Source organism: Woeseia oceani (genome assembly GCF_001677435.1).
Lineage (GTDB): Bacteria > Pseudomonadota > Gammaproteobacteria > Steroidobacterales > Woeseiaceae > Woeseia > Woeseia oceani.
Window position 1 is genome coordinate 1,191,208 of sequence record NZ_CP016268.1, and the last position, 22,398, is coordinate 1,213,605.

The following is a 22,398-nucleotide window of genomic DNA, read 5'->3' on the forward strand; positions in this document are numbered from 1 at the left end:
AGCCTTGCTTTCCATTGCCTGTGCATTGCGCGTTACAGGAAGGTAGATCAATCCAGCAGTTACGAAAGGAGTCATCTTGAGCGAGTTGTTCGAAGTTCCAGCCGGCGTTACCAGCCGATCAATTACTTTCGAAAATCCAAACGGTATGCCGGGGCAAGGTGGCGCCGCCAGCAGCCCGCTGGGTGCCGGTCGCAAAGGGGCGCCAGCGAGAATGATTCCTCCTGGTGAGACAGTCGAAATTGCCGATATTGCCGGGCCGGGTGTCATCCGGCATATCTGGGTAGCGACGTACAACGTGGCCGACATATTGCGGGGGTTGACGGTACGTGCCTATTGGGAAGGCCAGGAGCATCCCAGTATCGAAGCTCCGTTAGGCGATTTCTTTGGCTGTGCCCACGGCCAATCCAGCGCGTACGCCTCGGCTGTGCATTCAGTTGGTGAAAAAGGTGCGTTCAATATCTGGCTGCCAATGCCATTTCTGAAGCACGCCCGACTGACTATAACCAACGAGCTACGGATTCCGGCGTTGTTCTTCTACCAGATTGACTACACGCTGGGTGACGCGCTCAAGCCAGACGCGGGTCGCCTGCATGCATTATTTCGCCGTGAGAACCCTACTACGTTGGCTCACGATTTCGAGTTGCTGCCAACCCGGCGCAGCGAAGGGCGTTTTCTCGGATCCGTTATCGGTGTTCGTCCACAGGAACCTTCGTGGTGGGGAGAGGGCGAAGCCAAGTTCTACATTGATGGCGATGAAAAATTGCCAACCATAGTCGGCACGGGTGCCGAGGACTACGTCGGGCTGGGCTGGTGTGTGCAACGTACGCCGTATCTTTATCACGGGGCGAGTCAGGTCAGTCAGAGTGATGAGCCCAACATGGCAGGGCCGGTTTCGATGTATCGCTGGCACATGGTGGATCCGATTTATTGGCGCCAGTCGATCCGTGTCACCATCCAGCAGATTGGTGTGGTGATCACGCCTGAGACGGCACCTCGTTCGTTCGAGGGTTACCTTGATTGTCTGCGCGAGCGGCAGGACGACTGGTCGTGTTGTACTTTCTGGTATGAGCCCACTTCAAGTGAGCCCTTGCCTGACTACCCGGATCTGGCCGTACGTTTGCAGGATCTCGAACTTGAGCCGAACCTGGAGGGTTTGCCGCTGCAGTCAGAGTTCAGTACCCAGGACTCGCTGTGAACGCACAGACAGCTGAGCTGCGGTCACGCGGTGGCATCCGCCTGAAGGCAGACGTCGTTTGAATGCTGCCGAGTCGGGCACGCTCGCGCCAGTACCCCCGCGCGTCTTCTATGGTTGGTGGCTGGTCCTGGCATGCCTTGCGATCCAGGCAGTTGCAGGTGGGGCGGGAATATACCTGTACAGTCTGTTTGCCGGAGAGGTCGAGCGTTCCTTCTCCGTCGATCGGGCAACTGTGATGCTCGCCGCTACCGGCCATGCCTTCGCCGCCGGCCTGTTGGGACCGAAGCTTGGCGATTTAATGGACCGGTATTCGCTGAGGCGGATCCTTATTGCGAGCGCGCTCGCGATGGGCTCCGGCTTTGTGCTTATCTCTTTCACGCCCGGCGTGTGGGGATTCATCGCCGGTTATACATTGCTGATTCCCTTCGGCTCGGTAGCGCTCGTCACACTGTTCGCACCTCTGCTGTTATCGCGCTGGTTTGTTCGTCAACGCGGGCTAGCCATCGGCATCGCTGCGCTGGGGACGCAACTCGGTGGGCTGGCTATGCCACCTCTGGTGGCGATGTTGACAGAAGCCTTCGACTGGCGAATTGCTATGCGAGTTGTCGGGGTGTTTGTCGCTACCGCGGTTACGTTGTTGACCTACTGGACGATCGTCGATCGCCCGCAAGACCGTGGCTTAGCACCCGACGGTGAAGTCGCCAAGGAATCGATCGCTGCCGTACAGCGAGGGCCGCTGCCAGGAGCAAAGGCCTCATTGCGTGCGGTGTTGTCCGACCGAAACTTTTGGCTTGCGTCGTTTGGCATGAGTGCCATTACTGCAATGTTGAGCGTGGTGTTATCCAACCTGGTCCTGTTCGCGACCGACATTGGGGCTTCGCGCGAGAAGGCGGCATTGTTGTTGTCTCTGTTCGCGTTGATTGGTATGGCTATGAGTCCGATCGTCGGCAGGCTATGTGATTTGCTGGATATTCGCGCAGTGTTCGCGGCTCTGCTTACTCTCGGTATCATCGCGTTGACCTTCTTCACTTTCACCGACACGTATCAAGGCCTGGTGATGTGTACGATAATTGTCGCCCTTGCCGGTGGTGGCGTCTCGCCGTTCTTCGGTGCCCTGGTAGGGAGGCTTTTCGATCTGCGGATCTACGGCCGAGCCATTGGGAGTATGTCGCTGGTGGTGGTGACAGTATCAGCAGCGGTGCCGGTTCTGTCCGGGTGGCTGTTCGATGCGACGGGCAGTTATCGCTTGATGTTCCTGACACTGATCGTATTGATGCTGATTCCGCTGGCGTACACGCCGCTGATCAAACCTCGCGCGCAAGGAGCCTGAATTCTTTCGTTGCTATCGTATTGATCGAACCGGGGCGGCCTCAGGATTCCGGCCAATGACCCATTTCGCGAGAGATAGCGGCTGCGGCCTCTCTGACCTTCGCTTGGGCTTCCTTGATATCCACCGGGTGTGAGCCGTCCAGAAAGGAGAAGAAGGGGACGATCAGCGAGGCAATGAGCTGATTCGTATGGTCGAAGATCGGGTAGCCGATATCGCGCACGCCGCTAATCTGTGCGCTGTCGATCAGCTCGAAGCCCTGCTTGCGCACTCGTCGCACAATGGCGCCGATATCTGACCGGCTTGGGCGTCGATGATGTTTCGGGATTTTTTCTACCATCAGCTTGCGTTCTTGCTCATCAGAAAACGCCAGGATCAGGTGTCCGGAGCAGCTGTCCAGCAGTGGTGCCTCCGCCCCAAGGCGAACGCTCAGTACCCGCTCTGAGGGCGAATCCTGTTGAGCGACCACATGGCCTTTCCCCTCGTAATAGATGACAAGGTGGCAGGATTGCTCGATCTGGTGCGCAAGATTTTTCATCATCGGGCCGCTAACGCTGGTCAGGCGTTGCACTGGCCGGAAACGGTGCGCTAACTCGAACAGTTTCATGGTCGAAAAGTATTTGTCAGAGTCTTGTGGGGTGTGCACATAGCCGCGCCCTTGCAGGACAATGAGCATGCGGAATAGCTCACTCACGGAGCGATTGAGGCGACTGGCAATACCCGACAGGGTCAACCCTGATTCCTCGCCCGCGAGCAGCTCCAGGATGTCCAATCCCTTCTCCAGGGCTGGCGCTGAGTACGTCCGTCGGGCGGATTTTTTCTTGCTTTTCTTTTTCATGTGATGCCTCGCTGCACAGCGTTTCCGCCGGTGAATACTCGAATCTTACGCGCGCGTCGACCTATCATGCTTGAATTTGTTTTATGGATGCGCAGGGTTTTTTATATATAACATTTACAGTTCGGGCCTGAAAATCACGGCCGCAAAGATTTCAAGCTGGTCCGTGTGCGATATTCGCTCTCCGACTTGCCGTGCTTTGGCCGGCTCGGATGCCGTCAATAAGGATCCAGGTTTCTCAGCTGTGTATGTCACGCTCGAAACCAGCGACGGAAACTGCGGGTACGGACCGATATTCACCATGGTCGAGGCGATGATATCTGTTGTCGTGCCGTCGAAGCTACGCCGCGTCTGGAGGTAGGGCGCGATCTCGGTGAGATTGCATCGAAACTTGGGTGCTTCAGCGCCGAATTCAGTACGGACGGTCGGCTGCGTTGCCGTGACCCACAAGAAGGGGGCGCTCACATGGCAATGGACAGCAGCGCCAGGCGTGTATGGGACCTGCGGACGCGTGGCGGCCCTCCACCGGGGCAGTCTCCAGGGCAAAGGCATTGGACGTGCGCGGAACCCAGGATGGTCTTTGATCGGAGATCCTGGAGTACCAATGATGCGTGATACGATGCGCCCATTTCCCGATCCAGCCTGCATTTCTTTGTTCATGCAGTCTATCTGTCTAAAGCGCGTGTAATCTTTAACGTCTTGCACCATCGGAGCTTAACGATGAAACCTCGGGTCAGCGTAATCACTCTGGGTGTTGACGATTTGGAACGGTCACTCCGGTTCTATCGCGACGGTTTGGGGCTGAATACCGAAGGCATCATCGGCAAGGAATTTGAGCACGGGGCCGTGGTATTTTTCGAACTCCAGTCTGGGTTAAACCTTGCACTCTGGCCGCGCAAGAGCATTGCCCACGACTCCGGTCTCACATTAAGCCCGCCTTCCCCGACTGGGCTGAGCATTGGGCACAACGTATCGTCCAAAGCCGAAGTTGATGAGGTCATGGGACAGGCCAGGGACGCAGGTGCCAAAATTGTGAAGCCGCCGCACGATACCTTATGGGGTGGCTATGCGGGGTATTTTCAAGACCCCGATCTGCATTTATGGGAGGTAGTTTGGAACCCTCAGCTTCTGCCGAAAGAATAGCGAAATTTTACTGAATCACTTTCTTTCGAAGATGCCAAGACGGCGCAGGCCGTAAGGCAACGGGCAGGCTCCGGGAACGAGCAGAATATTGATCGGTTAACCCGTGTTCTCCGGGCAGAGTAGGGGGCGAACAGGTTTTCTTGTGCATGTTGCATGACGGTTGCTGATCACCAGAGAATCGGTTCGAGGCGCTTTTTCCTTTTTGGGTGTCTGAATGGCAACGTTAGAAAAATGCCCCGGCTGTGGAGCGATGTTTCAGGACTCATCCTCCGCTACCCATCCTTATATGGAGTCCTCGCCCGGTTGCTGGGCCATATACGGCGAGGTACTTGCGCGCGAGTACAGCGACCAGTCCTACTTCGAGGTGCACCGCTTAAGCGTCGACGCATACGCGGTACAGCATCCGGGAAAGCCATCGAGGCAAAGCATTCAGTCCGTCGGCTTGCATCTGATTCGCCTTTATCACTTTCTTGAGCACGGTCTGACGGCCGATAAAGCCAATGGTGCGATATTGGCGGCGGGCAAAATCAAGCACTCCTTTAATTGGCTGACCCCTCCGGCATCTCTGGGTGATGTTACTGTTCTGGACGTGTATCGCGCGCAAGACATTGCGGAGCACAGGAAGCTTGTCTGGCAGTGGGCTCAGTCCGCGTGGGAGGCATGGGCTCCACACCATGCCACTGTCAGGCAGTGGCAATTGCTTGCTCAGAACAGGGGCCGCAGCGATTCGTCGTAACATGGCCAAGCAGTTGCCGTTCGCCAATTTGTGGATCCGACCCCATTTTTACCTGAATAGCCAACGGAGCAAACATGGCCAACTACATTGACGGTTTCGTACTGCCGGTTTCCCGTGATCGCCTGGACGAGTACAGGCGACTTGTTGCAGCCGTCGCAGCGGTTTGGCGGGAGCACGGCGCGCTCGACTACCGGGAGTATGTCGGTGATGACTTGATGCGTGATGGAACGCGATCGTTCACCGATGCGACAGCCGCCGCCGAAGGAGAGGTCATTGTGTTCGGGTGGGTCGAGTTTGAATCACGCGAAGCACGGGATCTGGCCAATGAAAAGGTCGCGTCGGACCCACGAGTGGCAAAACTAATGCAATCGTCAGAGTCAGGTTTTGATGCCGAGCGCATGCTTTATGGCGGCTTTCAGTCACTGGTTCAGTTGTCCAACAGCAACGCCCGATAAGGATGCCGCCGCATTTACTGCGACGCACTAACGGTGTCTGGTGGCTGGCGGCTCCTTAGGTGCTGCATGCCAATGCCGAACATTGGCCTCGTCCACAGTCCGTTCTTACAACAGCTCACTCGCCACCTGACTCGGCTTGCTTTACGAAGTTGCTCCCGAGCGTCTGTGGCAAGTGTGTACATCCATAGGGGGCATCAGAAAAGGCTATGAGCACAACGTCAAAAATCCTGTACATCGATATGGACAACGTTCTGGTTGACTTTCCGTCGGCCATTCCCCGCATAGCAGCGCATCAGGTCGAGGAGTTCGGCGACCGCCTGGACGAGGTCCCGAACATCTTTTCCCTGATGGACCCGGTGCCTGGAGCCATCGCCGCCTTCCAGGAACTGGCCACGACCTTCGACACCTACATCCTTTCCACCTCGCCGTGGGAAAACCCCAGTGCGTGGTCGGACAAGCTGCTGTGGGTGAAACGCTATCTGGGAGACGCCGCCTACAAGCGTTTGATCCTCTCCCACCACAAGAACCTGAACCACGGAGATTACCTGGTCGATGACCGAACCAAAAACGGTGCAGATCGATTCGTTGGCGAGCACATACTGTTCGGCTCCGACCGGTACCCGGATTGGGCGGCAGTGCTGCGATACCTTCGTGGGCGTGCGGCCTGACCAGTATTGCCGCCTACCCTGACCATTGCCGCTCCCGGCGGCCTTTTCCCGGCCCGGTTGGGGCAAAAACGCTGGCCGCTGCGGCTAAATCGAAATACCCCGTTCTCAGCTATAATTCCGCGGTTCGACTTAGGCACGAATTGATTGTTGGCGTCATCTTTTGACCCAGACCGGACAGGTACGGGGAGGACTGGATATGCGTCGATTAACGAAAGTGTTGTTAGTGTCTTTCTTGTCTTTGGTTTACTCAGGAGTCCATGCGCAGGAGGATTTGCTCGCCCGGGGTTCCTACCTCGTGAACGGAATCGTGGGTTGCGGCAATTGCCACACCCCCCGCAATGCCGACACGACAGCAAATACCAGCATGCGTTTGGCCGGCGGCTTCCTGATCGAAGAGCACGAGTTCACGGCCTACGCGCCGAACATCACCCAGGATCGCGAAACCGGCATTGGTGCCTGGAGTGATGAGGAAATCATGCGGGCCATCCGCGAAGGGGTAAGGCGGGATGGTTCGATCATCGGCCCGCCGATGCCGGTTTTGTCGTACCGCGGAATGTCCGACACCGATGTCCGCGCGATCGTTGCGTACCTGCGAACGGTCGCGCCAGTGCGGAACAGCGTGCCGCGCTCGGTCTACAACATTCCGCTGCCCGAGTCGTGGGGTCCGCCTTTGGGTAGCGTGCCGGACGTACCCCGTGACGATGCGCTTGCCTACGGCACTTACCTTGGCTACACCCTGGGGCATTGCATGGAGTGCCATACGCCGATGTCGGAAGGCGTCTTCGACTTCAGTCGTACCGGCGCGGGCGGGACACTCTTTCACAAGCCCTACGGTCTGGATTTCGCGGTGACAGCAGCGAACATCACCCCGCATGCCAAGCAAGGCCTCGGCGCATGGACGGATGCCGAAATAAAACGAGCGATCACGGAGGGCATCAGTCGTGACGGCCGGCCGCTTCAGCCCTTGATGGCGTATGGCTACTACAAAACCATGGCAGATGCGGACCTTGACGCACTGATCGTCTACTTGCGGTCGTTACCGCCGCAACCGGCAGACTGATTGGCGCGAAGCGTGGTCGCCGATGGGGCGCAAGGGCGACGACGGCGTGTCGGCTGTCGTCGCCCGGGCTCTCTCGTCCGTTATACTTTCGTCAGCAGCCATAGCCCGAAGAGGGACGACCCCTTTTCACAGTCAACGCCAGTTGTTGGCGCACGCCAGTCATATTCGGACCTTAGGAAGCGATATGCCCAGTAGAATTCACTCAATGCTTTTCGTCGCGATGCTGGTGATTGTGAGCCCGCAACTGTTTGCGGCCAAAGCACCTCCTATCAGCGATGCCATACGAATGATTGTCATCACCGGCGATGAAGGCATCCATTATGAGCGGGGCTGTGCGTTCTATGAACTGCGCGCGCTGCTGGCGAGGCATGAGGATGATGCGATGGCTGCGATCGATCGCTCGAAGGTTCCGCAGTTTGAGATTCGCTTAATCGGCAAGGCGGGCACCGCAACCGTCTATGTCGGGGAGCGCTGGATGCGCACTGCAACCGGAACCGCAACATTTCCTGCGGACGAATACGAGCGGATAGTGGCGCTCGTCGACAAACGCAAAGGCGAAGGCGTCCCGAAGGACAAGATTGATGCGTCGATTCGCCGCGCGACCAAGTTGATTCAGCACCCCAAGTACGTCGAAGACAAGAGGTGCGAAGAAACGTACTGAACCGTTGCCCGAATGCGGGAACTCGCATGGGTTCAAACCGTCTCACGCAGTACGAGTAGCGTTTGCTTGCGGTCAACAGGGGGATAAAAAGAGATGCCGGGCGGCCCCGAAAACGTGTTGAGTGTTCGTGTCTTTGTCTGAGGCGACGAGAGCCCAACGTATTGCAAGCGGGCTTGGCCGAATGCCGCTGCTGCTTGTTCTTGCTTCGTTCTTTCTGCTGACGATTGCAGCTTGCGCCGTTTCAGCGAGCGATCAGTCACTGCTGGTTAAAGGCGCGACGGTCATCGACCCGTCTGCCAATACGGTTCTGAACAATCACTGCATTCGCATTTCCAACGAACGGATCGACAGTATTGCGCCTTGCACGCCGGATGATACGGCGGGGCAGGTTATCGACGCGAGTGGCCGCTGGGTTATTCCGGGTTTGTGGGATATGCACGTGCACGCGCTCTGGCACGCGTCGGTTTACTGCCCGTTTTTTGCCGATTTCGTCGCTTACGGGGTGGTGGGCATACGCGACATGGGCGGTGATGCTGGCGTCCTTACGGCGGCGCGGTCGTTTCTCGATAAGGACGGGAACATCGGCCCGACGCTGGTAGCGGCGGGCAAGGTCCTTGATGGCCCGACACCGGTGCATCCGGAAATCTCTATTGCCGTCAGCACGGCAGAAGAGGGAAAGAACGCCGTTGCGGCGCTTGACGCGATGGGGGCGGATTTCGTCAAGGTCTACACCACACTGCCAAGAGCTTCGGTAGCAGCGGTATTTGCTGAAGCACACAAGCGCGGTCTTAAAGTGGCCGGCCATCTGCCCATGGCAATCACAGTGACCGATGCCGTCAATGCGGGCATGGCAGGGATCGAACACATGGCCGTTGAGATCGGTGGCCTGTGCGATGTGGATAACGAACTGGCGTGCCAGCAAACCCTGCAGCAACTGAAACAGGCCGGTATTTATCTGACGCCGACGCTGGTAGTGCGCCAACGTCCGGGCACGGTACGAGACCCGGCAACCTATGAGCGAAGCCGCATCAACGCGATGCCCGAGGTTTTGGCCAGGGAGTGGACCGCCGGGCTCGACAGCGTATTACAGGACAAAACGGACCACTACTTTGCCGATAAGGCGGAGCAATACCGGCGTGAGCAGCGGTTAACGGAAATCGCCATCGCCAGCGACGCCTTGCTGCTTACGGGCACGGATTCCGGCGATTTCCTGGTGCCACCCGGTTCGTCATTGCACGAGGAACTGGAGCTTCTCGTTCACGCAGGCATGGACGAAATGGACGCGTTGCACGCGGCCACAGGCCGAGCGACAGAATATCTGGGTATGCACGACCGTGGCCGGATTCGGGCCGGGGCTATCGCTGACCTCGTCATACTCAACAGCAATCCGCTGGCGGACATTCGGAATACGCGGGATATCGATACGGTAATTCTGCACGGGACGGCGTACGACAAGAGCCGCCTGGCCGCATTGCAGTCAGGACCGGCTTGCTTGCCGGACAACAACGACCGTGACTGAGCCGACTGGAGTTCTTTGATCAATTCTTGAAATCACGCACGACTTCACAACCAGCCCCAGTCACGTTACGGCGCGTCGAGCCTGCGGGCCCGGTCTCAAACCGGTCGTTGGCCTCTCCACTGGGTTCTTTCGTATTCCACGCGCCTCGCCATACTCAATGGAGGAGACAGGGTATGATGTGCGCAATTGACGCTTCGGCAAACAGGAGTAGCAGCCGTCATGCATGACATCATTTGCCCACACTGTCACAAAGCCTTCAAAGTCGACGAAGCCGGCTATGCGGATATTCTGAAGCAGGTTCGTGACAGCGAGTTCGACAAGCAGTTGCATGAACGGCTCGAGCTGGCCGAGCAGGACAAGCGCAACGCGATCGAGCTGGCGAGGAATCAGGTCGCTGCCGAGTTACAGAAGACGGCTGCGGCCAAGGACGCCGAGATTCAGAGCCTGCAAGCCAAACTGGATGCCGGTGAGGTGCAGCGGAAACTTGCCGTGACCGAGGCCTTGAGCGCCGTGGAGAAAGAGCGCGATACGCTGGTCAATGAACTGGCGCGGGCCAAGCAGGAAAACCAGAGTGCTTCCAACCTGGCCGAAATGAGGCTGAACAAGGAACTGCAGGAAGCGGCGGCGAAAAAAGATGCGGCTATACAGGAACTGAAGGCGCGACTGGAAGCCAATGAAGTTGCGAAGAAACTTGCTGTCACTGAAGCCGTGGGTGCCGTGGAGCTGGAGCGGGACAAGCTGCGGAGCAGCCTGGAACGCGCCGAGCTTGAAAAGCAGCTCGCCGAAAAGTCGCTCAAGGACAAATACGAAACCCAGATCAAAGACCGCGATGATGCGATAGAGCGCCTCCGTGACATGAAGGCGCGCCTGTCAACCAAGATGGTGGGCGAAACCCTGGAGCAGCATTGCGAGACCGAGTTCAACCGCATTCGATCGACGGCGTTTCCAAGAGCGTATTTCGAAAAGGACAACGACGCGCGATCCGGCAGCAAGGGCGATTATATCTTCAAAGACATGGATGAATCGGGTACCGAGATCGTCTCGATCATGTTCGAGATGAAGAACGAGAGCGACACCACGGCCACCAAGAAGAAGAACGAAGACTTTCTCAAGGAACTGGACAAGGACCGTGCGACGAAGGGTTGTGAATACGCGGTGCTGGTCTCGTTGCTGGAGCCCGACAGCGAGCTTTACAACACCGGGATCGTGGACGTGTTTCACCGTTACCCGAAAATGTACGTGGTCCGTCCGCAGTTCTTCCTGCCCATCATCACGATACTGCGGAATGCGGCGATGAACTCGCTCGAATACAAGTCGGAACTGGCGCTCGTTAAGGCACAGAACGTCGACATTACCAACTTCGAAAACGAGCTGGATTCGTTCAAGACGGCATTTGCGAGAAACTACGACCTCGCGTCCAGGCGTTTCAAAACGGCCATAGACGAGATCGACAAGTCCATCGATCACCTGCAGAAGACCAAGGATGCGTTGCTCGGTACGGACCGCAACCTCCGGCTTGCCAATGACAAAGCGCAGGACGTCACGATCAAAAAGCTCACCCGGCGCAACCCCACGATGGCCGCCATGTTTGAGGATCTCGACAAATAGGGCATGTCGGGCATAAAGGTATGGATGAACAGCTGAAAACGCGTCTAAGCGCCAACGATCAGGCGGAACTGGTCCGGGCAAAGGTACTCCTGGAGAAGGTCAGTTTGGCCGCCCGCGTGTCGAACTACGTTGGCGAGCCGATCGACAAACTGATTCGTTTGCTGCCGGCGGGTTCGAGCGAACTGATTCTGGATGCATCCGAGAAGGCGATCCGGGCTTCGCTGAAAGTGGCGCTGATGACGCTGCGCAAGGAGTCGCGGTCTGCGTCGAACGTGCTCCACAAAATCGGAGCCGCCACCTCCGGTGCGGCGGGCGGAGTCTTCGGCTTGCCGGCACTGGCCGTCGAATTGCCCGTTTCGACAACGATTATGCTGCGCTCCATTGCCGATATAGCACGGTTTCAGGGCGAAGAACTGGAAGTGATTGACTCCCAACTCGCCTGCCTGGAGGTCTTTGCCCTGGGCGGGCGGAACCACAACGACGATGCTGCCGAGAGCGGTTATTACGCCGTTCGCGGTGGTTTGGCAAAGTTGGTATCCGATGCCGCGAGCTACCTGGCCAGAAGTGCAGCAACCTCGGAAAGCGCGCCGCATTTGGTAAGGCTGGTCACACAGATCGCGGCGCGGTTCAGTATCCCCGTCACCACCAAGGCCGCGGCCCAGGTTGTACCGATAATTGGCGGGGTCGGCGGTGCGTTCATCAACACGCTGTTCATCACCCATTTTCAGGACGTGGCGACCGGTCACTTTGTCGTGCGCAATCTCGAACGAAAGTTTAGCAAACAGATAATCAATGAAGAATACGAACGGATCAGTATCAGCGGTAAGGAGGCTTAGTCGTTCGTTGAAGTGCATTGCTCCGCGTCAGTATTGAATGGTCGCTCGCGGCATTAGGAACAAGACCCGCTTGTGCGTTGCAGGTGGATGCACCGGACAGTTAACCGTATGCCTTGTTCGCTGCGCACCGTTCGGCAGGGCATCGTTTGCAGTGAGGCGGCTGTTAGCAAATCAGCCGGGTGTTTCCGGAAGCTCCGCTATACGGAGGAACGAATGAATGTAGAGATTGTTGATTTTCCGCGAACAAAAGTGGCGGTTGCGGAACATCACGGGCCGCCGGAAAAAGAGTACGAAACCTCCCTGAAACTCATCGCCTGGCGCAGGGCGAATGGTGTTCCTGTCGAAGGGCATCAAACATACGGTATTCACTACACGGATCCGCTCTCAACAGCGCCGGCTGACCACCGGGTGGATTTTTGTGTTTCGTACGAGAGGGGAATCGAAGCGAATCCGCAGAATGTTGTCAGCAAAGTGATACCGGCCAACCGCTGTGCGGTCGCCAGGCACCTTGGTTCGCGCGCGCACAACTCGGCGGCTGTCTACCTGTTCCGGGACTGGTTACCGACAAGCGGTTTCACCACTGCGGATTTCCCGGTATTTTTTCACTATGTCAACGTTGGCCCGGGTGTTCGTGAGGAAGACATGATCACCGACGTTTACTTGCCAATACGGGAATCGCAATGAGGCTGCTGCAATGATTGATCAACTCTCTCTCCGCCAATGGTTCATCGCCGGCTTATGCCTGACTGTTTTTTCAGCGTGTGCACCGCAAATGGCAAGCAACGTTGTTTCTCAGAAAGCACCCGGCGTGCTGCTCACCAATGAGGCGTTGTACAAGGACCGTGCCTACAAAGCCAAAGTGCCGGGTACTGTTCGCTGGCTCGAAGACGGTTCCGGGTATACCGCCCTGGAAACCGTTGACGCCTACAAAGACGTGCAGCTTGAGCTGGACGAGCTGGGCGAAGACATCAATCCGTACCGGGTGATCGTGCATTACGATCCGGCCACTCTGGAACGCACGGTGCTGTTCTCCTTGGCGCAACTGACGCCGGCCGGCGCGGATCAGGCGTTGGCAATTGATGATTATCAATGGTCGGAAGACAAGAGCCAGTTGCTGCTGTTTACTGATGCGCGGAAAGTTTGGCGAAAGCGCAGCCGTGGCGACTACTGGATTTTGAACATCGCGACTGGCGAACTCCGGCAGCTGGGCGGCGAGCAGCGGGAACCAAGCCAGATGATGTTCGGCAAGCTGTCGCCGGATGCGACGAAGTTTGCTTACGTGTGGCGCGACAATATCTACGTGCAGGATCTGTCGACGATGGAGATTGTCGCGCTGACGACCGATGCATCCGACACTGTCATCAATGGCCATTTCGATTGGGCCTATGAAGAAGAGTTCAGCATTCTGGATGGCTTTCGCTGGAGCCCGGACAGTCAGCGTATCGCTCACTGGCAGCTCGATACCCATGCTGCGCGGGACTTTCTGATTATCAACAACACGGACGAGTTGTACCCAACGGTATCCAGGATACCGTACCCCAAAGTGGGCCAGGAAAACTCAGCGGCCCGTATTGGTGTGTCTCGTGTCGATAAACCCAAGACTGTCTGGGTCAAACTGCCCGGCGTTGCCAAAGACATGTACGTGCCGCGGATGGACTGGGCCAACAACTCCGACGAGCTTCTCGTGCAGCAAATGAACCGCAAACAGGACACGAACCGGGTCTTCTACGCAGATGTGCATACGGGTGATGTTCGCGAGGCGTTTGTCGAGCGGGAGGAGACGTTTATTGAGGACGTTATTGATCCGGAGTGGCTGGAGAGCGTCGATGCATTCACCTGGACCAGCGAACGCAGCGGCTGGCGGCACATCTACCTCGTGTCCCGCGACGGCAAGACCTTTACGGATCTGACGCCGGGCGAATTCGATGTCGTCGAATTCATCTCCATCGACGAGGAGAACGGCTGGCTGTATTTCATTGCCTCGCCCGAGGATGTCGCGCAGCGCTACCTGTACCGCAGTCGGCTCGACGGTAGCGGGCAGGTCAGTCGCGTTACGCCCGCAGGCCTGGCCGGCACCAATTCGTACCAGGTTTCCGAGGATTCCCGCTGGGCCATACACAAGCATTCGCGCTTTTTGCAGCCGCCCGTGTACAGCCTTGTGTCATTGCCGGATCACACGGTACACCACGTGCTGGAGGACAATGCGGCGCTGGCGAGGAAGGTCGCTGAACTGTCCCTGAGCGAGGTCGAGTTCTACGAGGTAGCCGCGCGTGATGGGCTGCGGCTGAACGGTTATTTGCTGCGCCCCTGGAATTTCGATGCCAGTCGCAAGTATCCGATCATCAATTACGTGTACGGCGAACCGGCGGGCCAGACGGTGCGGGACGTGTGGGATGAAGCCCGTAGCAACTGGCACATGTTGATGTCGCAGCGAGGCTTTGTCATTTCCTCGGTCGACAATCGCGGCACGCAAGCACCGCGCGGCCACGACTGGCGGCGATCCGTTTACGGTGCCGTTGGTGTACTCGGTTCGCGCGACCAGGCGGATTCTCTGAAGGCGATCTGCGAGCGCTGGAGTTTTATTGATTGCGACCGGGTTGGTGTGTGGGGACATTCCGGCGGCGGCTCAATGACCCTGAACCTGATGTTCCGCTATCCGGAGCAATACCATGTTGGTATTTCTCGAGCGCCGGTGGCTGATCAGCGCTTGTACGATTCCATTTACCAGGAGCGTTACTCTGGCTTGTTGCCGGACTACGAAGAAGGCTACCGACTGGCGTCACCCATTACCTATGCATCTCAGTTGCGCGGCAAACTGCTGCTAATGCACGGCACAGGCGACGACAATGTTCACTATCAGGGTTCCGAGCGTTTGATCAATGAGTTGATCAAACACAACCGGCGCTTTGATTTCATGTCTTACCCGAATCGCCAACACGCGATCAAGAAAGGCGAGGGCACCGAGCTGCACATGTACTCAACAATGACCGATTACTTTGAAGAGCACTTGCAAGGTGCGGACGCGGAGTGAGGCTGTCGGCACCTGAACGGTAAACGACAGCCACAGCCGACTTATACCGTCATTCTGCCGACAAGGTCTCGGACCAACGGTGCAACGACAGCAACGGTGGGAAATGCAACAGGCCATGTGGTTAAACAGCTTCTTAGCCACTGGGCTGCAAACCCGGCGTGCAGTCCTTGCGATATGACGAGCACGAATGCCGAGACGATAGCGACCATGATGGCCGACAGCAGGGCGCTGAACAGTAGCGGGGCATAGCGGGATGGAATACGCATTTTGATAACCTGCGAGTGTGAATAACATTTAGGAAAATTGTCAGAGAGCATTACTGCGGAAGGCCGAGCAGATGGGCAGCCCAGCCCGCCAGGTACAGACCGACACCAAAGATCACGTGCGTGATAAGGCTTTGCAGCCGGGCTGAATTTGGCTTTGGCGTTCGTGAGGCGGCAATGCCGGCACCCATACCCGGTTGCATCAGCAGGAACGGTGCGGCGACGGTAAAGGTGCCAACGATTAACGCTGGCATAAGTGTCGGCCGTGCAATCCACTCGAGACCCCAGAACACAATGAGCACTCCGGCAAACGCGATACCGATCAGGTAGTGCGCCAACCAGCCGATCAAACGTTCCGCCTGTACAGGCGGCGAAGCCGCGATGGAATCGTGTCGGATTTGCCCTCTGGGTATGTACGCCATCCAGCGACCGACGAGCCCGAAGTTGGGCGGGGCGATTCCCAATAAGGATTTACGTAAGACGCTCCAGAGATCCGTGACAGCGGTTGCGCCGACCCCGACGACCAGTGCAGCAACAAGGTAGTTCGTCATTTCGTCCACGATTTATAGCCTCTAAAACCAGAATGGTGATAGCGTACTACTTAAAGTCAACTTGAGGTCAAGAGGGGAAATGGATATTTCTGAAGTGGCCCGGCAATCGGGCGTACCCGCCTCCGCGCTGCGGTATTACGAAGAGAAAGGCTTGATCAAGTCCGTTGGCCGACAAGGTCTGCGGCGGGTATTTTCGCCCGGCATCCTGGATCAACTGGCGCTAATCGCACTGGGGCAATCGGCTGGTTTCTCGCTGGATGAGATCCGCGAGATGTTCGCACCGAACGGCAAACCGCAGATAGACAAACAGTTGCTGTCCGACAAAGCCGATGAACTGGATACAACCATACGCCGACTCACTGCCATGCGTGATGGCTTGCGACATGCGGCGGCTTGTCCCGCACCCAGCCACATGGAATGTCCCAGGTTTCGACGCTTGCTGGATGTTGCAGCATCGAAGGCAGGGCGGAGAAAGAAGGGAGGCGCGAAGTAGCCGTGTGTGTGCTGGTGTCGGGATGGCGCAAAACGTCACGCTAGCTGTCTACGACAATCACTGTATAAGTGGTGCCAGGCCAATCGAGCCTGGCAGTTCCAGAACGGCGATTGTCGAAGCGCATTGGGGGCTCAGGGGGGGCAATTGCTTTTACAATAAATCAGCTCATCGTCAATCAGCAGAGTGAACGCCGAAACTGATGATGGCGCTCACGATTACGTGAAGCGTTGCAATGGCGCGGCCGCGTGAGCTGGAAAGCGACCCAAGCGGCTACCGCGCAAGAGTCCGCGCGGGAAAGAATCGCCAATTTGGCTTCCAGAATTAGCAATTCGGTGTATATTCCCCTGCAGAAGGTCAAATAATACCAACAGCGGTGAATGCTGTGATGAATAATAAAAAGCCAATTCCTATGCTAACCGGCCCCCGGTTGCCCTGCATATCAAATGCTAAGAAGTTGAGCCTGTCTTCAATTTCCCTAATCGCAGTTCGATGTTTTGCGATTAGGGATGCGAACGCTAGTTAGGCACCCGGTTCTGCAAGTAACGGCGTCTCGATATGAGCAACGACGAACATTCAGACCTGCCTATTGAAAAGATACGGAAGGAGTTGCAGGACGCAGCGCCAACTACAAGGAAGCGGGTCTTCGAGAAATTTGTCCTTGCGGCACTAGGCAGTATCCCTTGGGTTGGCGGGTTTATAAGCGCGGCAGCTAGTTTTAAGACAGAAGAAGGCTCATTGAAGACTGACGATCTTCAGACGCGATGGCTGCATGAGCACGAACACAAAATGGGGCAACTCGGCGGTACCCTTCAGGATGTCGCCGAGAGGTTCGAATCCCTCGGGCCCGCTATCGAAGAAAGGATTCAAAGTGAAGAATACTTGGACCTAGTTCGGAAATCCTTTAGGGCTTGGGACAATGCAGATACAAATGAGAAGCGACGATACACAGCGAATTTGATCGTAAATGCCGCGGGAACCCGAGTCTGCTCCGACGATGTGGTTCGGCTTTTCGTAGATTGGCTCGATCACTATCATGAAGCCCATCTTGCAGTGATCCGAGAAATTTTTAGGCGTCCCGGCTCTACTAGACTAGATATCTGGCGGGCGGTCTATGGTGAGCAAGTTCGGGAAGATTCAGCCGAAGCAGATTTATACAAGCTCCTTATTAGAGACCTAAGTACTGGGAGCGTCATTCGACAGCACCGTCAGACCACGCCTGACGGCCAATTCCTCAGGACGAGAACGACCGGCCGACGTGGCCGGGGTAGTGGGACTATGGAGTCGGCATTTGAGGCTACGAAGCAATACGAACTTACCGAGCTGGGAAAGCAGTTTGTACATTACACAATGAGCGAAGTTGTTGGTCGGTTGGAATCTGAGTAAGGGATGCCTAGCGATGCGCTGCACCCGCCACTTGACTCAGCCCGCCTTGCGCTGTCGCTCTAGACGACCTGCGGCAAGTGCGTGTGAGTTTAGACGATTGGCCGCATTCAGTATTGGCAGTGCAACCCGCGCGATACCGTTTCTATACGAGTGTCTCCATAAAATTTGGGGCGCTGTTAAGAGCGACTGTTGAGGATCGTGTTCATGGCTAAGTACAGGTTTTTGATTATCGCTGTTGTCCTGGCGGCGGGCTGCGCTTCGACTGAGTTGTCCTCGTATATAGACCCCGAATACGTGGATAGATCGTTTAACTCGGTGGTCGTATGGTCGGATTGGCCAGAGATCGAAGGGCGCGAGATTCTCGAAACAATATTGGCGGAAGAGATACGTGCAGTTACGCAGGCTTCCGTAGTCCGATCGATAGATGTCGCACCACCTACGCGACAATTTTCGTCAGACGAAATCGTTGCGGTATTTCTTGGTCAAGGCATAAACGGGGCCATTACTATTCAACTAAGCGACTCGCAGGTTCTGTCCAAAGGTGGCTTCAATATGTTCGGCTTTGGTACTTCTGCTGTGCAGATTGGCGCCGCGCGGATCAATCTAGTTGATATCGAAACTGGAATAATCGCATGGACCGGATTAGCGTCAGTCTCAGGCAATCGGTATGCAACAGTCGAAATGGCGCGTAGGTCTGCAGCGAAGGAAATTGCTTCAGAGCTCGCGAATCTCGGGCTACTGCCTCGTGTACAGAATTGAGGCGCCAAAAATTGCGGCCTAACTATGCGCTGCACTTGTCATTATATTTGTCCCGCCCTCCGCTGTTGCTCAAGGAAGTTTTCGTCAAGTACGTGTTTGCTTAAACGTTAGGAACCGGAGAGATCGTGGCTAGCCCCGTCATAATTGGTCCAGTTGCTATGTTAGTGTTTCCCGACCCAGGAGGCACCAATGAAAGGCAAGCGATTTACAGAAGAACAGATCATCCGGATTTTGCAGGAAGCTGAGGCCGGGCTGTCGGTAGCCGATGTCTGCCGCAAGCACAACTGCTCGGAGCAGTCGTTTTACCGGTGGAAGTCGAAGTTTGGCGGCATGGCTGTTTCTGAGGCCAAGCGACTGAAGGAACTCGAACGCGAGAATGCCGAGCTGAAGAAGGTCGTCGCGGAACAGACGCTGGACATTCGGATGTTGAAGGACGTCAACAGCCGAAAGTGGTGAGCCTGGCAGAGCGACGTCGCTGTGTAACGTACTTACGCAACCAGTACGAGATCAGCGAACGACGCGCCTGTCAGGCGATACAGCTGAACCGCTCAAGCTACCGCTACGTTGGCCAACAGGAGTTGGTCGATGCGGCCTACGAGGAAGTGGTCCGGTTATCGGAACGCTACCCGTATTTTGGCTACCGCAAGATCTATGACCTGATGCGGGGCAGCTGGTCGATCAGCCGGGAGACGGTGCGGCTGATTCGACGGCGAGAAGGGCTGCAGGTCATTAAAAAGCGCCGGAAACGCAAGGTACTTGGCATGACGACACAGTGGGTGAACCAGGCTCGGTATCCGAACCACGTCTGGAGCTACGACTTTGTCTTTGATCAAACGGAGGATGCGCGGCAACTGAAGTGCATGACGGTGGTCGACGAGTATACTCGGCAGGGATTTGAGATCACGGTTGGTCGCAGTCTGACGGCAACGGATGTCATTCGGGTTCTCGAAAAGCTGTTCGAAGAACACGGACGACCGGTCTGCCTGCGCAGCGACAACGGCCCCGAAATGGTTTCAAAGGCAGTGCAGACATGGCTCAAGGAAAAACACGTCGACATGCACTACATCGATCCTGGCAGTCCGTGGCAGAACGCCTACTGCGAAAGCTTCAACTCCATCTTTCGCAGTACCTGCCTGGATCGTTGGTTATTTGGCTCGATGACTGAAGCACGGGTCGTGATCAACCAGTGCTTTGAGGAATACAACACGATCAGACCGCACGGATCGCTGGGCGGAATGAATCCGAAGCAATACCTACAGCGATGGAATGAAGAAAATACGAATCAACAACCGGAAATACTAACGGCGTGAGTGGACCAGAAATCTCGGGCTTGCCAATCGACATGGACTTCATCTCGATTGACGTCGAGACAGCAAATCCGAATATGGCGTCTATCTGCCAGATTGGTGTTGTTCGATACAGCGATGGCGTGCTGAGAGAAGAGTGGGAGTCTTTCGTCGATCCGAACGACTATTTCGACGGGATGAATATTGCTATCCATGGAATTACCGAAGAGGAAGTGGCTGGTGCGCCAGCGTTCAAGGAGCTTTATCCGGAACTAACTCGGTGGCTGGGTGACTCTGTGGTTATATGCCATACGCATTTCGATCGTCTTGCAATTGTAAGGGCGTGTGATCAGCACTTTATTGCACATCCTTCCTGTCAGTGGCTAGATTCATCCCGCGTTGCTCGCCGGGCTTGGTCGAAGTTCGCATGGAAAGGGTACGGTCTGGCAAATCTGTGCAATGAGCTCGGTTATACATTTTCGCATCACAACGCGCTGGAGGATGCAAAGGCGGCTGCCCAAGTATTTCTTGCTGCATGCCAGGAAACTGGATTGGATGTGGCTGGGTGGATCGAGCGAGTTGAAAAGCCAGTCGAATTGGGGGGCACAGGCTCTGGCGCAGACATTAGGCGCGATGGTAATCCCGACGGAACATTCTTTGGGGATGTGATCGCATTTACTGGGGCTCTTGCTTTTCCTAGAAAGGAAGCTGCTGATCTAGCTGCATCAGTGGGGTTCCGCGTTTCAAGCAGTGTAACGAAGAAAGTAACTACGCTGGTGGTGGGTGTGGCAAGCCCGAGATTTCTGGTCCACTCACGCCGTTAGTATTTCCGGTTGTTGATTCGTATTTTCTTCATTCCATCGCTGTAGGTAATGCTTCGGATTCATTCCGCCCAGCGATCCGTGCGGTCTGATCGTGTTGTATTCCTCAAGCCACTGGTTGATCACGACCCGTGCTTCAGTCATCGAGCCAAATAACCAACGATCCAGGCAGGTACTGCGAAAGATGGAGTTGAAGCTTTCGCAGTAGGCGTTCTGCCACGGACTGCCAGGATCGATGTAGTGCATGTCGACGTGTTTTTCCTTGAGCCATGTCTGCACTGCCTTTGAAACCATTTCGGGGCCGTTGTCGCTGCGCAGGCAGACCGGTCGTCCGTGTTCTTCGAACAGCTTTTCGAGAACCCGAATGACATCCGTTGCCGTCAGACTGCGACCAACCGTGATCTCAAATCCCTGCCGAGTATACTCGTCGACCACCGTCATGCACTTCAGTTGCCGCGCATCCTCCGTTTGATCAAAGACAAAGTCGTAGCTCCAGACGTGGTTCGGATACCGAGCCTGGTTCACCCACTGTGTCGTCATGCCAAGTACCTTGCGTTTCCGGCGCTTTTTAATGACCTGCAGCCCTTCTCGCCGTCGAATCAGCCGCACCGTCTCCCGGCTGATCGACCAGCTGCCCCGCATCAGGTCATAGATCTTGCGGTAGCCAAAATACGGGTAGCGTTCCGATAACCGGACCACTTCCTCGTAGGCCGCATCGACCAACTCCTGTTGGCCAACGTAGCGGTAGCTTGAGCGGTTCAGCTGTATCGCCTGACAGGCGCGTCGTTCGCTGATCTCGTACTGGTTGCGTAAGTACGTTACACAGCGACGTCGCTCTGCCAGGCTCACCACTTTCGGCTGTTGACGTCCTTCAACATCCGAATGTCCAGCGTCTGTTCCGCGACGACCTTCTTCAGCTCGGCATTCTCGCGTTCGAGTTCCTTCAGTCGCTTGGCCTCAGAAACAGCCATGCCGCCAAACTTCGACTTCCACCGGTAAAACGACTGCTCCGAGCAGTTGTGCTTGCGGCAGACATCGGCTACCGACAGCCCGGCCTCAGCTTCCTGCAAAATCCGGATGATCTGTTCTTCTGTAAATCGCTTGCCTTTCATTGGTGCCTCCTGGGTCGGGAAACACTAACATAGCAACTGGACCAATTATGACGGGGCTAGCCAGGTGACCAAGACATCTCTAAGCTGGGAGGGCACTCGAAGAGCAGCAAACACCGAAAAGCGGAACAGCTCGTAGCGGCAGGTGTACCGGTTCGAATAATTGGAGAATCAGACTTTAAACGACTCGTACAGATTGATACAGGGCTTGCCTAACAATGCGCCACCCCAGTTTCTTGACTCACTCCCTTCCTTGCATTCTCGCTCAAGCCACGTTGCTTCAAATACGAGTTAGATCAGACGTTAGAACAACCCTCGATGTTGAAGAATGGTCGGAGACAGAAGGCTCTACTACGAAGTCAGAAAAAATCGCCGACACTAAAAGAATAAGGAGACAAAGATGGATCCAGCAGCAGGTGGTTTATACCTCATCATCGTACTTTTTCTTGTTATCCTTGGAATACTTTGGTTCCTACTACCGTTCGCGGTTTTCGGCACCAAGGCAAAACTTGATGCGCTCATAGCGGAGACCCGAAAAACCAATGAAGAACTCAACCAACTTCGCAGGCAGATCGTTGGTTCGAGCGGTGAGGTCCACACCAGACTTTAGGTGGCGTGAACAGAGTGACTAAACCATACGTTGCACCTGTTATTCACCG

26 protein-coding genes are annotated in these 22,398 nt (G+C 56.0%); 20 read left to right on the forward strand and 6 right to left on the reverse strand.

The genetic code is table 11. The features are described from left to right. Positions 1-76 precede the first annotated feature (76 nt). Both BA177_RS05115 and BA177_RS05120 read left to right on the forward strand, forming a co-directional pair. The gene (locus tag BA177_RS05115; protein WP_156762703.1) at positions 77-1,195 is read left to right on the forward strand and encodes a glycoside hydrolase family 172 protein; all 1,119 of its coding nucleotides are present in this window, start codon (positions 77-79) and stop codon (positions 1,193-1,195) included. 58 nt (positions 1,196-1,253) lie between these two features. Further along, positions 1,254-2,525 (forward strand): MFS transporter, encoded by a 1,272-nt coding sequence (locus BA177_RS05120; protein WP_068613723.1) that lies wholly within the window; start codon positions 1,254-1,256, stop codon positions 2,523-2,525. A gap of 40 nt (positions 2,526-2,565) precedes the next feature. On the opposite strand, the gene BA177_RS05125 is transcribed toward BA177_RS05120, so the two are convergent. Both BA177_RS05125 and BA177_RS18545 read right to left on the reverse strand, forming a co-directional pair. Further along, positions 2,566-3,360 carry an IclR family transcriptional regulator gene (locus BA177_RS05125; protein WP_068613727.1) on the reverse strand — a complete coding sequence of 265 codons (795 nt, stop codon included), beginning with the start codon at positions 3,358-3,360 and terminating at the stop codon, positions 2,566-2,568. 114 nt (positions 3,361-3,474) lie between these two features. Next, positions 3,475-4,017 carry a hypothetical protein gene (locus tag BA177_RS18545; RefSeq protein ID WP_156762704.1) on the reverse strand — a complete coding sequence of 181 codons (543 nt, stop codon included), beginning with the start codon at positions 4,015-4,017 and terminating at the stop codon, positions 3,475-3,477. A 60-nt stretch (positions 4,018-4,077) separates the two neighbouring features. Between BA177_RS18545 and BA177_RS05135 the strand changes: the two genes are divergently transcribed. The 11 genes from BA177_RS05135 (at position 4,078) to BA177_RS05185 (ending at position 15,074) form a co-directional block, all read left to right on the forward strand. Beyond that, a complete protein-coding gene (locus tag BA177_RS05135; protein WP_068613730.1) occupies positions 4,078-4,500 on the forward strand; it encodes a VOC family protein in 423 nt (140 codons plus the stop codon). 214 nt (positions 4,501-4,714) lie between these two features. After that, positions 4,715-5,236 (forward strand): DUF5946 family protein, encoded by a 522-nt coding sequence (locus BA177_RS05140; protein ID WP_068613733.1) that lies wholly within the window; start codon positions 4,715-4,717, stop codon positions 5,234-5,236. A gap of 74 nt (positions 5,237-5,310) precedes the next feature. After that, on the forward strand, positions 5,311-5,691 hold the full coding sequence (locus BA177_RS05145) for a DUF1428 domain-containing protein (protein ID WP_068613736.1): 381 nt from the start codon (positions 5,311-5,313) through the stop codon (positions 5,689-5,691). 206 nt (positions 5,692-5,897) lie between these two features. Then, positions 5,898-6,359, forward strand: a complete 462-nt coding sequence (locus tag BA177_RS05150) for a 5' nucleotidase, NT5C type (RefSeq protein ID WP_068613739.1) — start codon at positions 5,898-5,900, stop codon at positions 6,357-6,359. Between the two features lie 196 nt (positions 6,360-6,555). Next, entirely contained in the window at positions 6,556-7,419 is an 864-nt protein-coding gene (locus BA177_RS05155) for a c-type cytochrome (RefSeq protein ID WP_068613743.1), read from the forward strand. Positions 7,420-7,603: 184 nt separating this feature from the next. Next, positions 7,604-8,080: a hypothetical protein gene (locus tag BA177_RS05160; RefSeq protein WP_156762705.1), complete on the forward strand. Its 477-nt coding sequence runs from the start codon at positions 7,604-7,606 to the stop codon at positions 8,078-8,080. Positions 8,081-8,261: 181 nt separating this feature from the next. Beyond that, entirely contained in the window at positions 8,262-9,599 is a 1,338-nt protein-coding gene (locus BA177_RS05165) for an amidohydrolase family protein (protein WP_068613749.1), read from the forward strand. A 219-nt stretch (positions 9,600-9,818) separates the two neighbouring features. Continuing rightward, positions 9,819-11,207: a DUF2130 domain-containing protein gene (locus BA177_RS05170; RefSeq protein ID WP_068613752.1), complete on the forward strand. Its 1,389-nt coding sequence runs from the start codon at positions 9,819-9,821 to the stop codon at positions 11,205-11,207. Between the two features lie 20 nt (positions 11,208-11,227). Further along, positions 11,228-12,043 (forward strand): EcsC family protein, encoded by an 816-nt coding sequence (locus tag BA177_RS05175; RefSeq protein WP_068613755.1) that lies wholly within the window; start codon positions 11,228-11,230, stop codon positions 12,041-12,043. Positions 12,044-12,256: 213 nt separating this feature from the next. After that, positions 12,257-12,727, forward strand: a complete 471-nt coding sequence (locus tag BA177_RS05180; RefSeq protein ID WP_068613758.1) for an AraC family transcriptional regulator — start codon at positions 12,257-12,259, stop codon at positions 12,725-12,727. Positions 12,728-12,815: 88 nt separating this feature from the next. Further along, positions 12,816-15,074, forward strand: a complete 2,259-nt coding sequence (locus tag BA177_RS05185) for a S9 family peptidase (protein WP_068613761.1) — start codon at positions 12,816-12,818, stop codon at positions 15,072-15,074. 41 nt (positions 15,075-15,115) lie between these two features. Here the strand turns inward: BA177_RS05185 and BA177_RS19160 are convergent, their stop codons facing one another. Together BA177_RS19160 and BA177_RS05195 are read right to left on the reverse strand one after the other, a co-directional pair. Next, positions 15,116-15,391 carry a DUF2798 domain-containing protein gene (locus BA177_RS19160; RefSeq protein WP_408068426.1) on the reverse strand — a complete coding sequence of 92 codons (276 nt, stop codon included), beginning with the start codon at positions 15,389-15,391 and terminating at the stop codon, positions 15,116-15,118. Next, positions 15,391-15,888, reverse strand: coding sequence for a DUF2938 domain-containing protein (locus BA177_RS05195; protein WP_068618935.1), 498 nt, complete (start codon positions 15,886-15,888; stop codon positions 15,391-15,393). Before BA177_RS05195 ends, BA177_RS19160 begins: the two co-directional genes overlap by 1 nt. 79 nt (positions 15,889-15,967) lie before the next feature. On the opposite strand from BA177_RS05195, the gene BA177_RS05200 reads away from it, so the two are divergent. The 6 genes from BA177_RS05200 (at position 15,968) to BA177_RS05225 (ending at position 20,633) form a co-directional block, all read left to right on the forward strand. Then, complete coding sequence (locus BA177_RS05200; protein WP_068613766.1) at positions 15,968-16,381, forward strand: helix-turn-helix domain-containing protein; 414 nt, start codon at positions 15,968-15,970, stop codon at positions 16,379-16,381. A 555-nt stretch (positions 16,382-16,936) separates the two neighbouring features. Next, on the forward strand, positions 16,937-17,764 hold the full coding sequence (locus tag BA177_RS05205; RefSeq protein WP_068613770.1) for a hypothetical protein: 828 nt from the start codon (positions 16,937-16,939) through the stop codon (positions 17,762-17,764). A gap of 204 nt (positions 17,765-17,968) precedes the next feature. Further along, positions 17,969-18,523, forward strand: a complete 555-nt coding sequence (locus BA177_RS05210; protein ID WP_068613773.1) for a hypothetical protein — start codon at positions 17,969-17,971, stop codon at positions 18,521-18,523. Between the two features lie 189 nt (positions 18,524-18,712). Continuing rightward, the gene (locus tag BA177_RS05215) at positions 18,713-18,979 is read left to right on the forward strand and encodes a transposase (protein WP_068612112.1); all 267 of its coding nucleotides are present in this window, start codon (positions 18,713-18,715) and stop codon (positions 18,977-18,979) included. Next, positions 18,976-19,833, forward strand: a complete 858-nt coding sequence (locus BA177_RS05220; protein WP_082989886.1) for an IS3 family transposase — start codon at positions 18,976-18,978, stop codon at positions 19,831-19,833. The genes BA177_RS05215 and BA177_RS05220 overlap by 4 nt, the downstream gene beginning before the upstream one ends. Next, on the forward strand, positions 19,830-20,633 hold the full coding sequence (locus BA177_RS05225) for an exonuclease domain-containing protein (RefSeq protein ID WP_197493345.1): 804 nt from the start codon (positions 19,830-19,832) through the stop codon (positions 20,631-20,633). The genes BA177_RS05220 and BA177_RS05225 overlap by 4 nt, the downstream gene beginning before the upstream one ends. Here BA177_RS05225 and BA177_RS05230 read toward each other — a convergent pair. Then, positions 20,622-21,479, reverse strand: coding sequence for an IS3 family transposase (locus BA177_RS05230; RefSeq protein ID WP_082989887.1), 858 nt, complete (start codon positions 21,477-21,479; stop codon positions 20,622-20,624). The genes BA177_RS05225 and BA177_RS05230 overlap by 12 nt on opposite strands. Next, entirely contained in the window at positions 21,476-21,742 is a 267-nt protein-coding gene (locus BA177_RS05235) for a transposase (RefSeq protein WP_068612112.1), read from the reverse strand. The genes BA177_RS05230 and BA177_RS05235 overlap by 4 nt, the downstream gene beginning before the upstream one ends. A 397-nt stretch (positions 21,743-22,139) precedes the next feature. Between BA177_RS05235 and BA177_RS05240 the strand changes: the two genes are divergently transcribed. Next, the gene (locus BA177_RS05240) at positions 22,140-22,349 is read left to right on the forward strand and encodes a hypothetical protein (protein WP_068613786.1); all 210 of its coding nucleotides are present in this window, start codon (positions 22,140-22,142) and stop codon (positions 22,347-22,349) included. The last annotated feature ends 49 nt before the right edge of the window (positions 22,350-22,398 follow it).